We start from the raw sequence: 13,517 nt of genomic DNA on the forward strand, positions 1-13,517 counted from the left end.
ACAACATCACACAGGCCCTAGACCTGTTCTCCCGCCGTATCGTCGGCTGGGCGATGGCCGACCACATGAGAACCGAGCTGGTCACCGACGCCCTCGCCATGGCGGTCACGGTCCGCAGACCCTGCCCCGGTCTCGTGCATCACAGCGACAAGGGCTCCCAGTACACCAGCCTGACGTTCGGTCAGCGATGCGATGAGGCGGGGATCCGGCCTTCTACCGGCCGCACCGGCTCGTGTTACGACAATGCCGTCACCGAGAGCTTCTTCGCCTCCTTGGAGACCGAACTCATCGACCGGACCGCCTTCCCCACCCGGCACCACGCCGAGCAGGCCCTCTTCGCCTACATCGAAGGCTTCTATAACCCCCGGCGCCGCCATTCGGCGAACGGCCAGCTCAGCCCAGCCGAGTACGAACGTCGTCACGCCGCGAAGACACCACATAGAGCGCTCTACGCAGCCGCATAGATCACAAGCCCATCGGTGTCTGTCAGACCGGGGTAACTCCAGCTGACGTTCGCCCTTCTGATTGGGCTGGTCCGTGCTGTGATGCCGCGCAGTTCGTCGGATCGCGTGAAGTGGTGGGAGAACTTCTGGAATCGCAGGAAGTAGCTAGCGATCGGGCCCGCCGCCTACCAGGCGGAGGGCCCGGCCGCTGTCACATGTCCGCTTCTACGCGCTCGGGCGGAGGGTTTGCGGCAGATCGCCGGGCGACTCCGGCCAGGCACGGGTCGATCGTGCCGGCGCGCGGTGATGGACGATGGCGGCGTGCTGCACCCGCCCCCCTCGCTCTGCATAGAGCGGATCACAGGTGAGAGTCCTCTGGGACTCCCGGCCGCATCAACGGGCGTGACCGTGAAGCAGCCGAAAGATTATCTTCACAGGTCAGCGAGGCCCAGGTACCCATCGCGACAGGTCACGGGACCGCCTGGCCTCTTCCGGAACATCTGACCAGCAGGACTCAGTAGGCCCGCGCTCTACGTCGCCTGCCCATCGATGCTCGCCACCTTGGCGAGGTTCTGACCTGCCCGACAAGTTGCCTGACACCCCATCAGAACGAGCGTCAAATGAGCGTCACGAGCGTCATTTCAGCGTCAAGATATCGCCCGTAACGCCCACACCGCACATAATGCGCACGCACGAATCCGCAGGTCAGGCGCCCTTCGCGGCCGGTTCAAGGATGGCAACGCACTCCACATGGTGCGTCATCGGGAACAGGTCGAACGCCCGCAGCGTCCGCACCCGGTACCCCCCGTCCCGGAAGTACGCCAGGTCCCGTGCCAGCGCCGCCGGGTCGCACGCCACGTACGCGATCTTCCGCGCACCCAGCGACGACAGGTGCTCGACCGTCTTCCGGCCGGCGCCCGCGCGCGGGGGGTCGAGGACGATCAGGTCGACCTCGGTGATGCCGGAGCGGGGCAGGACGGAGTCGACCTTGCCCTGCTCGATGCGGACGCGGGGGAAGTCGGCGAGGTTGTGCCGGGCGTCCTCGACGGCGCGCTTGCCGGACTCGATGCCGAGCACCGCTCCCGCGTCGCCGACCCGGTCGGCGAGGGCGCCCGCGAACAGGCCGGCGCCGCAGTACAGGTCGAGGGCCATGTCGCCCTTGCGGGGCAGCAGGCCCTGCATGACCGCGGTGACCAGGGTGTCCGCCGACTGCGGGTGGACCTGCCAGAAGCCGCCGTTGGCGACCCGGTGGGTGCGGCCGTCCGCCCGTTCGCGGACGAAGGGGCGGCCGTGGACGCGGTGGACCTGGCCGTTGCGCTCGTCGATGCGCAGCACGGACACCGGGCGGTCGAGTTCGACCAGCGGCAGGCGTGCGCCCGGCTTCGGGGTCAGGACGACCTGGCGGTCCTGGGAGCCCGTCGCGGCGATCGCCTCGACGGAGTCCATGCCCGTCCAGTCCCGCTTCTCGATGCCGAGTTCGCTGACGCCCTCCGCGGCGATCATGCAGTGGTCGATCGGCTCGACCTCGTGCGAGCGGTGCCGGCGCAGGCCCGCACGGCCGTCGGCGGTCACCGCGTACTGCACGCGCGTACGCCACGCCGGGACCTGGCCGGCGGGGAGCTTGTCGCCCTCGGCGGGCACGACGGTGCCGTCCCAGCCGGCCTCCTCGGGCGTGAGCCCGGCGAGCCGCTGGAGCTGCTCGGCGACGACCTCGCCCTTGAGCCGGCGCTGCGCTCCCGGCTTGGCGTGCTGCCAGTCGCAGCCGCCGCAGCGGCCGGGCCCGGCGTACGGGCAGGGGGCGTCGATACGGTCCTTGGAGGCGTCCAGCACCTTCACCGCGTCCGCGCGCAGGAAGCGGGCGCCCTCCTCGCCCTCGGTGACCCGCGCGACGACTCGCTCGCCGGGCAGCGCGTGCCGGACGAACAGCACCTGGCCCTCGGACGTACGGGCGATGCAGTGGCCGCCGTGGGCGACGGGGCCGATCTCGACCTCGTACTCCTCCCCCACCAACGATTTCTTCGGTTCTGCCTGCATGGCGGGGTGACTCCACAACTTGGGGGGCGAGGGGGCGGGCGACGGCCCGCGACAACAGCCGTCCAGTCTACGTGTGCGGGGAGGAGTCCTTCGACCGCTCCGCCGGACCGCGGCGCACCGAGCCCGGAGCCGCCCAATTCGCCCGCTTGCGGGCGCGCCGCCTGGCCGCCTCGGACGACTGCAGCTGGTACGGCACCGAGGTCACCATCACGCCCGGCGTGAACAGCAGTCGGGCCTTGAGCCGCAGCGCGCTCTGGTTGTGCAGCAGCTGTTCGTACCAGTGACCGACCACGTACTCGGGGATGAACACGGACACCACGTCCCGCGGGGACTCCTTGCGCAGGTTCTTGACGTACTCGATGACCGGCCGGGTGACCTCGCGGTACGGGGAGTCCAGCACTTTCAGGGGTACCTCGATGCCGCGCCGCTCCCATTCCGCGTGCAGGGCCCGGGTCTCCGCGGCGTCGACGTTGACGCTGAGCGCCTCGAGGCTGTCCGAGCGCATCAGCTTGGCGTAGGCGAGGGCGCGCAGCGTGGGACGGTGGATCCTGGAGACCAGGACGATCGAGTGGACGCGGGAGGGGCGCACCATGTCGGCGCTGGGGCCCTCGGGGGCGGCGACCTCCTCGGCGACGCGGTCGTAGTGCCTGCGGATCAGCGTCATCAGCACGTAGAAGACGCACATGCCGAGCAGCGCGACCCAGGCGCCGTGGGTGAACTTGGAGACGAGCACGACGACCAGGACCAGGCCGGTGAAGAAGGCGCCGAAGGCGTTGATGGCCCGGGAGCGGATCATGTGGCGGCGTGCGGCCTGCTGCTTCTCGGTGGCCAGCAGGCGGTTCCAGTGCCGGACCATGCCGATCTGGCTGAGGGTGAAGGAAACGAACACGCCGACGATGTAGAGCTGGATCAGGCGCGTGGTGCTGGCGTCGTATGCCCATACCAGCAGAATGGCGGCGCCGGCGAGCAGCACGATGCCGTTGGAGAAGGCGAGCCGGTCACCGCGGGTGTGCAGCTGGCGCGGGAGATAGCGGTCCTGGGCGAGTATCGACCCGAGCAGCGGGAAGCCGTTGTAGGCGGTGTTCGCGGCGAGGAACAGCACCAGTGCCGTGGCGGCGGCCAGGAGGAGGAACAGCGGGCTGCCCTCGCCGAACACGGCCTCGGCGACCTGCGAGATCACCGGGTGCTGTACATAGTCCGGGCCGAGCGGGACGCCGTCGTGGAAGAGGTCCTTGGCCGGGTTCTCGGCCATGCGCACGCCGGTCGCGCCGGCCAGGGCGATGATGCCGCAGAACATGGTGACGGCGAGCAGGCCCATCATCGCGAGCGTGGTCGCCGCGTTCTTGGACTTGGGCTTGCGGAAGGCCGGTACGCCGTTGGAGATCGCCTCGACGCCGGTGAGCGCGGCGCAGCCGGAGGAGAAGGCGCGCAGCAGGAGGAAGACCAGGGCGAAGCCCGCCAGGCCCGGGTGTTCGGGGTTGATCTCGTAGTCCGCCGTCGGTGCCCGCATCTCGTCGCCGAGCACCACCGAGCGGAAGGTGCCCCACGCGATCATGGTGAACACACCGGCGACGAACACGTAGGTCGGGATCGCGAAGAGGGTGCCCGACTCCCGCACGCCCCGCAGGTTCATCAGCGTCAGCAGCACGATCACGGCGATCGCGCAGGCCACCTTGTGCTCGACGACGAACGGGATCGCCGAGCCCAGGTTCTCGATGCCGGCGGAGATCGACACGGCCACGGTGAGGACGTAGTCCACGAGCAGGGCGCTGGCGACCGTCCGGCCCGCCCGGGGCCCGAGGTTGATGGTCGCCACCTCGTAGGCGCCGCCGCCGCTGGGGTAGGCATGCACGTTCTGGCGGTAGGAGGCGACCACGGTGACCATCAGCACGACGATCGCGGCCGCGATCCAGGGGCTGAAGTGGTAGGCCGACAGACCCGCGACGGAGAGGACGAGCAGGACCTCACCGGGTGCGTACGCCACGGAGGACAGCGGGTCGGATGCGAAGACGGGGAGTGCGACGCGCTTGGGCAGAAGCGTTTCGCCCAGCCGGTCGCTGCGCAACGCGCGCCCGATGAGAATACGTTTGGGCACGTCGGTCAGTTTGGACACAACAGTGGATCGTAGGCCTTCGCACACGGGGCGACCCACCCGCCACCCAGATCCATACGGCTTCCCTACGGCACTCGTGTCACCGCCGTGGCGCGGGCGTACATCCTCTGCTCTCCGGGTGAAATCTCGGGGTGGTGGCGCTGCGGATTCTGTGCTGCGCACCAGTTCCATGCCTATATGACTGGGCCGCTGTCCGTCGCGGCCGGGCCGCCCCTGTCCGTCGTCCGGGGCGGCTGGTCCGGACGGGTGGCCGCGCCCCGTCCGTTCGGACCAGCCGCCCCGTGGAGGTTCCCATGCACGCGACCGCAGAACTGATCGGCGCCCTCGCCACGCTGCTCGGCCTCGGGGTCCTGACCCTGGCGAGCGTGCGCAGCATCACCCGCCGCTGACCGTCTCCCGGTGCGGATACGTGGGGCCCGGGTGTCCGGACGCGGCGGTCGGCCCCCGGAGGGTACCGGGGTCTCGCCGTCCCGGCATGATGTTGCCCGGCGTCCCGTACTCGGGCCGCCACGGGTTGCCCGGCGAGCCGAAAGAGAGACATGAGCACGATGGTCATGATGGTCGACGGGCCTGCAGGAAGCGCGGTGTGACGCGATGCATATTGTGATCATGGGGTGCGGGCGGGTGGGTTCCGCCCTGGCCCAGACCCTGGAGGGGCAGGGGCACACGGTCGCCGTCATCGACCGGGACCCGACCTCCTTCCGTCGGCTGGGCTCCTCGTTCAGCGGTCGCCGGGTCACCGGGATCGGCTTCGACCAGGACACCCTGCGCGAGGCGGGTATCGAGGACGCGGGCGCCTTCGCCGCCGTCTCCAGCGGGGACAACTCCAACATCATCGCCGCGCGGGTGGCCCGTGAGATGTTCGGCGTCGAGAACGTCGCCGCCCGCATCTACGACCCCCGCCGCGCGGAGGTCTACCAGCGCCTGGGCATCCCCACCGTGGCGACGGTCCGCTGGACGTCCGACCAGATGCTGCGCAGACTGCTCCCGTCGGGCGCCGAGCCGCTGTGGCGCGATCCGACCGGCGGTGTGCAGCTCGCCGAGGTGCACACCTCGCAGGCCTGGGTGGGACACCGGATCAGCAGACTGCAGGACCAGACCGGCGTCCGCGTCGCCTTCCTCACCCGGCTCGGCGAGGCGCTTCTGCCCAGCTCCCAGACGGTGCTGCAGGAGGGGGACCTGGTGCACGTGATGATGCGCACGGACGAGATCGACCGGGTCGAGGCGGCGTTCGCCAAGGGCCCCGAAGAGGAGGGCGGTCAGTGATGAGGGTCGCCATTGCCGGAGCCGGCGCGGTGGGTCGCTCGATCGCGGGCGAACTGCTGGAGAACGGGCACGAGATCCTGCTCATCGACAAGGCGCCGACCGCCATCTCGGTCGAGCGCGTTCCGCAGGCCGAGTGGCTGCTCGCCGACGCGTGCGAGATCACGTCCCTGGACGAGGCGGCGCTCCAGCGCTGCAACGTCGTCATCGCCGCGACCGGCGACGACAAGGTCAACCTGGTCGTCTCCCTGCTGGCCAAGACGGAGTACGGCGTTCCGCGTGTGGTGTCCCGGGTGAACAACCCCAAGAACGAGTGGCTGTTCAACGAGTCCTGGGGCGTGGACGTGGCCGTCTCCACCCCGCGCCTGATGTCGGCCCTGGTCGAGGAGGCGGTCAGCGTCGGCGACCTGGTCCGGCTGCTGCGCTTCAGCCACGGGGACGCCAACCTGGTCGAGCTGACCCTGCCCGAGGAGTCGGCGCTGGCCGGCACCCAGGTCGGCGACGTCCAGTGGCCGCAGGACACCTCGCTGGTCACGATCATCCGGGGGACGCGCGTCCTCACCCCGACCCGGGAGGACTCCCTGGAGGCGGGCGACGAACTGCTCTTCGTGGCCGCCCAGGCCCGCGAGGAGGAGCTGGAGGACCTCCTGTCGGTCCGCAGGACCGACACCGGGCGCTGACCCGGGCCGGTGGCGGTGGTACGTGAGCGGGGCCCGGAGATCTCCGGGCCCCGCTCACGTGCTCACATGCAGAACGAGGTGGCTCAGGGCCGGCGGTGCCGGCCCGTCGTCGTCGCCTCGTCGTCCTCCCCGTGCTGCGCCTTCTCCTGTGCGCGCGCGGCCTTGCGCTCCTCCTCGGCGCGCTCCTCCGCCTCCATCTCCGCGAACACGTCGATCGGCGGCGGCGCCTTCGCCAGGAACACCCACGTCAGGTACACCGCGAGCAGGAACGGCGGGATCTTCAGCGCGACCAGGACCCAGCCCAGCTGTGTCGTGTCCGCCCACCAGTACAGCGGGAACAGGATCGCGCTCTTGCCGAGCAGGATCAGCCCCCAGGCCCAACTGGCCTTGGTGTAGGCCTTCTTGCGGCCCGGGTTGCGGGTGCGCCAGGAGAGGTTCTCCCTGAAGATCGGGCCCAGCATCAGGCCGATCAGCGGGACACCGGCCATCGCGGTGATGATGTACGCCAGGGCCAGGCCCGTGGTGTAGAGCATGCCCGGCAGGTAGAAGTCCTTGGCGTTGCCGGTCATCATCGCGAAGACCACGCCGAAGCCGACGCCGAAGACGCCGCTGAAGGCGTGCTTGACGGTGTCCTTCCTCGCCAGCCGGACCACGACCATCGCCAGCGACACGGCGAGTGCCGCGATCGCCGCCATGTGCAGGTTCTTGTTGATCGTGTAGATGCTGACGAACAGGAGACCGGGCAGCACCGTCTCGACCATGCCCCGCACCCCGCCGAACGCCTCGAACAGGGCGGCCTCGGTCACCGCCCTGGCATCGTCCGCGGATGTGTCTTCGGTTGTCGGCTTGTCGAGCGACGTCACCGGCTACTCCCGTCCGAGGGGTCTCAGTTCGTATTTCGGATTGAACAGCACCCGGCGGCCTCTGCTCAGGGAGATCCTGCCCGATGCGATCAGCTTGCGCCCCGGTTCTATCCCGACGATGGAGCGCCGGCCGAGCCACACCACGTCCAGCGCGGCGGAGCCGTCGAACAGTTCGGCCTCCAGGGCCGGGACTCCCGCGCGCGGCCGCAGCGTGACCGTGCGCAAGGTACCAGTAACCGTCACTATCTGTCGGTCCTGGCAGTCACCTATCCGCGTACAGCCGGCGGTGTCGGCGTCCTCACGCAGCTCCTCGGACTCCAGGTCCTCCTGCGACGAGGAGAGCCGGTCGAGCATGCGCCGGAACCGGCCCATCGGTTTCTCCGAGCGAGGAACATCACCCATACGTGAAGCGTACCGGGGTACCCCGACGGTTACGTACCCGCTGCCCGCCCGGCCCGAACCGGCCGCTCCCGGCCACACGCACCCGCCGCGCATGCGGTGCCCACCGCATGCGCGGCGGGCACCGCGCGGCGCGCGCCGCGGGCGGTCACTCACCGTTCGAAGCGGTAGCCCATGCCCGGCTCGGTGATGAAGTGCTTCGGATGGGCCGGGTCGGCCTCCAGCTTGCGGCGCAGCTGCGCCATGTACACGCGCAGGTAGTTCGTCTCCGTCCCGTACGACGGCCCCCAGACCTCCCGGAGCAGCTGCTTCTGCGCCACGAGCCGGCCGCCGTTGCGTACGAGCACCTCCAGCAGATGCCATTCGGTGGGGGTCAGCCGTACGTCCTTGCCGTCGCGGTGGACCTTCTTCGCGGCCAGGTCGACGGTGAACCCGTCGGTCTCCACCACCAGGTCGCCCTCGTCCTCGCCGGAGGGCTCGGCGCGGCGCACGGCGGCCCGCAGCCTGGCCAGCAGTTCGTCCATGCCGAAGGGCTTGGTGACGTAGTCGTCGGCTCCCGCGTCGAGCGCCTGGACCTTCTCGTCGGAGGCGTGCCGGGCGGACAGCACCAGGATCGGCACCCGGGTCCAGCCGCGCAGGCTCCGGATCACCTCGACGCCGTCCATGTCGGGCAGGCCCAGGTCCAGGACGACCGCGTCGGGGGGGCGGGCGGCGGCCAGGCGGAGGGCGTCGGCACCGTCGTGGGCGGAGTCGACCTCGTACGAGCGGGCCTTGAGGTTGATCACGAGGGCGCGCACGATCGCCGGTTCGTCGTCGACCACCAGCACACGGGTCATGAGGAGTGCCTTTCCGGTTCTGCGGGGCGAACGGGCCCCGATTCTGCTGGGCGGACGGGCTGCGGGCCCACGGGCGCCGTATGTGTCGCCGTGGGGGCCCTCGTCCCGGCCGTCACTTCCGTCGCCGAGGTCTCCGACGTCGCCGCCGTCGCCGCCGCGCGGAGGGTCAGTGTCATGGTGAGGCCGCCGCCCGGGGTGTCGTCGGCGTTCAGGGAGCCGCCCATGGCCTCGGTGAAACCGCGCGCCACCGCCAGGCCGAGGCCCACCCCGGCCCCGCGCGGGGCGTCGCCGTAGCGCTGGAAGGGCTCGAATATGCGGTCCTTCGCGTCGTCGGGGACGCCAGGACCGCGGTCGACCACCCGCACCTCGACCCGGTCGGCGAGCGCGCTGGCGGCCACCAGGACGGGGGTACCGGCGGGAGCGTACTTGACGGCGTTCTCGATCAGGTTGGCCATCGCCCGCTCCAGCAGCCCGGGGTCGACGGCGACCATGGGAAGGGTCTCCGGGATGTCCAGGGTGACGCTGCCCTCGGGCACCCCGCCGAGCGCCATGGGCGCCACCTCGTCCAGGTCGACCTCGCGGATCAGCGGGGTGACCGTGCCGGTGTGCAGGCGGGACATGTCGAGCAGGTTGCCCACCAGGTGGTCCAGGCGGTCGGCGCCGCCCTCGATGCCCTCGAGCAGCTCGGCCCGGTCCTCGGGGGACCAGTCGACGTCCTCGGAGCGCAGCGAGGAGACCGCTGCCTTGATCCCGGCCAGCGGGGTGCGCAGGTCGTGGCTGACGGCGGCCAGCAGGGCGGTGCGGATGCGGTTGCCCTCGGCGAGGGTGCGCGCCCGGTCGGCCTCGGCGCGCAGCCGGCGGCGGTCCAGGGCGACGGCGGCCTGGGCGGCGAAGGCGCCCAGCACCCGGCGGTCCTCGGCGGGCAGGACCCGGCCGGTCAGCACGAGCGCCATGTGGTCCCCCACCGGAACGTCCACGTCGGCGTCGTCGGGCCGCTCGAGGACCGGTCCGGTGCCGGTCCGTCCGGCGCAGGTCCACGGCTCGACGTCGCCCGCGCGTTCCAGCAGCGCCGCCGACTCCATGCCGAACGTCTGGCGGACCCGTTCCAGCAGCTCCTCCAGGCCGGTCTCGCCGCGCAGCACGTTGCCGGCGAGGAACGACAGTATCTCCGACTCGGCGCGCAGCCGGGCCGCCTGGTGCGTGCGGCGGGCGGCGAGGTCGACGACGGACGCCACCGCCGCGCCGACGGCGACGAAGATCACGATGGCGATGATGTTCTTCGGGTCGGAGACCGACCAGCGGTGCAGGGGCGGCGTGTAGAAGTAGTTCAGCAGCAGCGAGCCGAAGGCCGCCGAGGCCAGGGCCGGCCGGAGCCCGCCGAGCAGCGCCGCGGCCACGGTCAGCGACAGGAACAGCAGCATGTCGTTGGCCAGGCCCGGGTCGAAGGCGCTGAGCAGCACGGCCAGCACCGCGGGGCCCGCCACTCCGACCGCCCAGCCCCACGCCACCCGCGACCGCCCGAGCCGGGCGCCCCGGGCCACCGGCAGTCCGCGTCCCTTGGCGATCGCCTCGTGGGTCACGATGTGCACGTCCAGGTCGGGACCGGAGTCCCGGGCGACGGTCGCTCCGACGCCGGGGCCGAAGACGTACTGCCACGTCTTGCGGCGCGAGGAGCCCAGCACGATCTGGGTCGCGTTCGCCGCGCGCGCGAAGGCGAGCAGGGCGGCCGGAATGTCGTCCCCGACCACGTGGTGGAAGGTGCCGCCCAGGCTTTCCACCAGGGTCCGCTGCTCGGCCAGTTCGCCGGGCGAGGCGGCGGTGAGACCGTCCCCGCGGGCGATGTAGACCGCGAGCACCTCGCCTCCCGCGCCCTTCTCGGCCAGCCGCGCGGCACGGCGGATCAGGGTGCGGCCCTCGGGACCGCCGGTCAGGCCGACCACGATCCGTTCGCGTGACCCCCAGATCGCCGAGACGTCGTGCTCGCTGCGGTACCGCTGGAGGTACTCGTCGACCCGGTCGGCCACCCACAGCAGCGCGAGTTCCCTGAGCGCGGTGAGGTTGCCGGGACGGAAGTAGTTCGACAGGGCCGCGTCGACCTTGTCCGGCTGGTAGACGTTGCCGTGCGCCATCCGGCGGCGGAGCGCCTCGGGCGTCATGTCGACCAGCTCCGTCTGGTCGGCCCGCCGCACCACCTCGTCCGGTACGGTCTCCTGCTGCCGGACGCCGGTGATCGACTCCACGACGTCGCCGAGGGACTCCAGGTGCTGGATGTTGAGGGTCGACAGCACGTCGATCCCGGCGGCCAGCAGCTCCTCCACGTCCTGCCAGCGCTTCGCGTTGCGCGAGCCGGGCACGTTGGTGTGGGCGAGTTCGTCGACGAGGACCACTTGGGGGCGGCGGGCGAGGACGGCGTCGAGGTCCATCTCGGGGAGGACGGCGCCGCGGTACTCCAGCTCCCGGCGCGGTATCTGTTCCAGGCCCTCCAGGAGTGCCCTGGTACGCGGCCGGTCGTAGTGCTCGACGAACCCGACCACGCAGTCGGTGCCCCGCTCGACACGGCGCTGCGCCTCGGACAGCATCGCGTACGTCTTGCCGACGCCCGGTGCCGCGCCGAGGTGGATCCGAAGTCTGCCGCGTCCCATGCCCTCATTGTCTTCCGGTTCCGGACAGCCGGGCCGCCGGTTGCCGGTCACCGGTCCACCGCTGTCTGCGCGGAGTCGACCCTACGTTCGTCCGGGGCGGCCGAAGGCGGCGGCCGGGATGCGGGACGCGTCCTTGACGGAACCCTGACGGACTTGACGGAACCCTGACGGGCGGCTGCGGGCGGGCGTCGGAGTTCCGCCGGGGAGCCCGCCCACGACGACGGGGCCGCACCCGGTGGGGACGCTGTCGGTCAACAGCGTCCTGGCCGGGTGCGGCCCCGTCGTCGTGGCTGCGAAGCGCCGGGCGATCAGCGGACCTCGGTGATCTCCGGTCCGCGCGCCAGCTGTCCCATGCCGCCCGCGAAGCGGGAGCCCTCGGAGGCCTCCTCCTGCTGCACGCCCTCGGGGACCATCTGCGCGTCGTCGGGCAGCTTCAGGACGATCGGGTCGCGCGGTGCCATCGGGCCCTCCCCGCGCACCACGACCGTGTCCCGGAAGATCTGCTCCAGCAGCCCGGCGGCCTGCGGCTGCACCGCGCCCTGACCCGAGATCACCCCGCGCAGGAACCAGCGCGGGCCGTCCACGCCGACGAACCGGACGACCTGGAAGCCGCCCGTGCCGTCCGGCAGCTGCACCGGCACCTGGGCCCGCAGCTCCCAGCCCAGCGGGCCCTCGACCTCGTCGATGATGCCGCCCTGCTGGGTGATGCCGGCCGCGATCTCCTCGCGGACCTCGCCCCAGATGCCCTCACGCTTGGGGGCCGCGAAACCCTGCAACTGGATGGCGCTGTCGTGCAGCACGACGGTGGCCGCGACGATCGCGTCGCCGGCGACCTCGACCCGCAGCTCCATGCCGTCCACTCCGGGCACGAACAGACCGCCCAGGTCGACCCTGCCCTCGCCGGGCTCCCTCACCTCGGAGCTGTCCCAGGGCCCGTCGGGCCGCGGCGCCGGCTCGAGCCTCAGTCGCTCGGTCCCACCGCCCGACTCCGTGTCGACACCGTCGACGACCTGCTCGGCCTCGCCGGCCGCGTCCTCGGCGGCATCCCTCTTCTTGCGACGTCCGAACACGTCACTGTCCTTCCCGGTCGGATACGACCGAAGCGTATCGATTCCCACCCACTGTGCCGCCGACGGCGGCCTGAACGCTTGTGCCGCTCTTACCTTCCACCGCGGCATGGCCGCCGGTGGATCCGAAGCCCCCCTCGGCCCGTACCGAGCGGGGCAGCTCCGCGACCGGCACGAAACGGACCCGCTCGACCTGCTGGACGACCAGTTGGGCAATCCGGTCGAAACGCTCGAACCGCACGGCCTCGCGCGGGTCGAGATTCACCACGATCACCTTGATCTCCCCACGGTACCCGGCATCAACCGTCCCCGGGGCATTCACCAGGGCGACGCCGCAGCGCGCGGCCAGTCCGGATCGCGGGTGCACGAAGGCCGCGTACCCCTCGGGCAGGGCCACAGACACTCCGGTGGGCAGAACGGCCCGTTCCCCGGGTGCGAGTTCGCACGCCTCGGTGGTCCGCAGGTCGGCACCCGCGTCACCGGGGTGCTCGTACGCCGGGAGCGGCACGTCCGGGTCGACGCGCCGGATCAGCACCTCGAGCCGGCCCTCAGGACGCGCGTCGCTCCGGGGTCCGGTCACGGGTTCACCTCGAAGGCGCGGGCGCGACGGACCTGGTCCGGGTCGTCCATGGCCGCCTGGATCTCCTCCTCGCGGCCGTGGTCGACGAAGTGGTCGATCTTGACCTCGATGAACAGCGCGTCGGCGCGGACCGCGACCGGGCCGTCGGGGCCGCCGATGCGTCCGGTCGCGGTGGAGTAGATCTTCCGTCCGGCCACCGCGGTCACCTCCGCCTCCAGGTGGAGGGTGGCGTCGACCGGCACGGGCCGGACGTAGTCGGTCTCGAGCCTGCCGGTCACGGCGATCGTGCGCAGCAGCCAGCTCAGCGCGCCGAGCGTCTCGTCCAGGGCACTGGCGAGCACCCCGCCGTGCGCGAGACCCGGGGCGCCCTGGTGGACGGGGCGCACGGTGAACGAGGCGGTGACCGACACGCCCTCGCCGGCCCGCGCCTCGATGTGCAGCCCGTGGGGCTGCTCGCCGCCGCAGCCGAAGCACTGGTCGTAGTGGGCGCCGAGCAGCTCACCGGGGGCGGGAGCATCCGGATGACGCACCGGGGGCACGGCGTCGGCGGGGGGATGAAGAGTTGAGGAAGTACCACTCACAGGCGCAGACCTTACC

The 13,517-nt window shown here is 71.3% G+C and carries 12 protein-coding genes; 3 read left to right on the forward strand and 9 right to left on the reverse strand.

The window, feature by feature from the left end:
* Nucleotides 1-464 (forward strand): IS3 family transposase (locus AOK11_RS08820; RefSeq protein WP_107098532.1); only part of this gene is annotated, 464 nt, incomplete at its 5' end.
* 684 nt (nucleotides 465-1,148) lie between these two features.
* Here AOK11_RS08820 and AOK11_RS08825 read toward each other — a convergent pair.
* Both AOK11_RS08825 and AOK11_RS08830 read right to left on the reverse strand, forming a co-directional pair.
* Nucleotides 1,149-2,477, reverse strand: coding sequence for a class I SAM-dependent RNA methyltransferase (locus tag AOK11_RS08825; protein ID WP_055593099.1), 1,329 nt, complete (start codon nucleotides 2,475-2,477; stop codon nucleotides 1,149-1,151).
* Nucleotides 2,478-2,544: 67 nt separating this feature from the next.
* Complete coding sequence (locus tag AOK11_RS08830; RefSeq protein WP_055593100.1) at nucleotides 2,545-4,590, reverse strand: APC family permease; 2,046 nt, start codon at nucleotides 4,588-4,590, stop codon at nucleotides 2,545-2,547.
* 594 nt (nucleotides 4,591-5,184) lie between these two features.
* On the opposite strand from AOK11_RS08830, the gene AOK11_RS08835 reads away from it, so the two are divergent.
* Nucleotides 5,185-5,856 (forward strand): potassium channel family protein, encoded by a 672-nt coding sequence (locus AOK11_RS08835; protein ID WP_055593101.1) that lies wholly within the window; start codon nucleotides 5,185-5,187, stop codon nucleotides 5,854-5,856.
* Nucleotides 5,856-6,533 carry a potassium channel family protein gene (locus AOK11_RS08840; RefSeq protein ID WP_055593102.1) on the forward strand — a complete coding sequence of 226 codons (678 nt, stop codon included), beginning with the start codon at nucleotides 5,856-5,858 and terminating at the stop codon, nucleotides 6,531-6,533. Before AOK11_RS08835 ends, AOK11_RS08840 begins: the two co-directional genes overlap by 1 nt.
* An 83-nt stretch (nucleotides 6,534-6,616) precedes the next feature.
* Here the strand turns inward: AOK11_RS08840 and AOK11_RS08845 are convergent, their stop codons facing one another.
* The 7 genes from AOK11_RS08845 to AOK11_RS08875 form a co-directional block, all read right to left on the reverse strand.
* Complete coding sequence (locus AOK11_RS08845; protein ID WP_055593103.1) at nucleotides 6,617-7,396, reverse strand: DUF3159 domain-containing protein; 780 nt, start codon at nucleotides 7,394-7,396, stop codon at nucleotides 6,617-6,619.
* Between the two features lie 3 nt (nucleotides 7,397-7,399).
* Nucleotides 7,400-7,798 carry an OB-fold nucleic acid binding domain-containing protein gene (locus AOK11_RS08850; protein WP_079034715.1) on the reverse strand — a complete coding sequence of 133 codons (399 nt, stop codon included), beginning with the start codon at nucleotides 7,796-7,798 and terminating at the stop codon, nucleotides 7,400-7,402.
* Nucleotides 7,799-7,947: 149 nt separating this feature from the next.
* Complete coding sequence (locus AOK11_RS08855; protein WP_055593104.1) at nucleotides 7,948-8,631, reverse strand: response regulator; 684 nt, start codon at nucleotides 8,629-8,631, stop codon at nucleotides 7,948-7,950.
* A complete protein-coding gene (locus AOK11_RS08860) occupies nucleotides 8,628-11,273 on the reverse strand; it encodes a sensor histidine kinase (protein ID WP_079034716.1) in 2,646 nt (881 codons plus the stop codon). The genes AOK11_RS08855 and AOK11_RS08860 overlap by 4 nt, the downstream gene beginning before the upstream one ends.
* 308 nt (nucleotides 11,274-11,581) lie before the next feature.
* Nucleotides 11,582-12,343 (reverse strand): DUF3710 domain-containing protein, encoded by a 762-nt coding sequence (locus AOK11_RS08865; protein WP_055593105.1) that lies wholly within the window; start codon nucleotides 12,341-12,343, stop codon nucleotides 11,582-11,584.
* 1 nt (nucleotide 12,344) lies between these two features.
* Nucleotides 12,345-12,920, reverse strand: coding sequence for a dUTP diphosphatase (gene dut / locus AOK11_RS08870; RefSeq protein WP_055593106.1), 576 nt, complete (start codon nucleotides 12,918-12,920; stop codon nucleotides 12,345-12,347).
* On the reverse strand, nucleotides 12,917-13,501 hold the full coding sequence (locus AOK11_RS08875) for a PaaI family thioesterase (protein ID WP_055593107.1): 585 nt from the start codon (nucleotides 13,499-13,501) through the stop codon (nucleotides 12,917-12,919). Before AOK11_RS08875 ends, dut begins: the two co-directional genes overlap by 4 nt.
* Nucleotides 13,502-13,517 lie beyond the last annotated feature (16 nt).

The organism is Streptomyces hirsutus (assembly GCF_001418415.1).
GTDB lineage: Bacteria > Actinomycetota > Actinomycetes > Streptomycetales > Streptomycetaceae > Streptomyces > Streptomyces hirsutus.

Bases quoted from the DNA above. Each gene is read 5' to 3' on its own strand.
- AOK11_RS08825 (WP_055593099.1), bottom strand. From the start codon at position 2,477: ATGCAGGCAGAACCGAAGAAATCGTTGGTGGGGGAGGAGTACGAGGTC.
- AOK11_RS08835 (WP_055593101.1), top strand. From the start codon at position 5,185: ATGCATATTGTGATCATGGGGTGCGGGCGGGTGGGTTCCGCCCTGGCC.
- AOK11_RS08840 (WP_055593102.1), top strand. From the start codon at position 5,856: ATGAGGGTCGCCATTGCCGGAGCCGGCGCGGTGGGTCGCTCGATCGCG.
- AOK11_RS08850 (WP_079034715.1), bottom strand. From the start codon at position 7,798: ATGGGTGATGTTCCTCGCTCGGAGAAACCGATGGGCCGGTTCCGGCGC.
- AOK11_RS08855 (WP_055593104.1), bottom strand. From the start codon at position 8,631: ATGACCCGTGTGCTGGTGGTCGACGACGAACCGGCGATCGTGCGCGCC.
- AOK11_RS08860 (WP_079034716.1), bottom strand. From the start codon at position 11,273: ATGGGACGCGGCAGACTTCGGATCCACCTCGGCGCGGCACCGGGCGTC.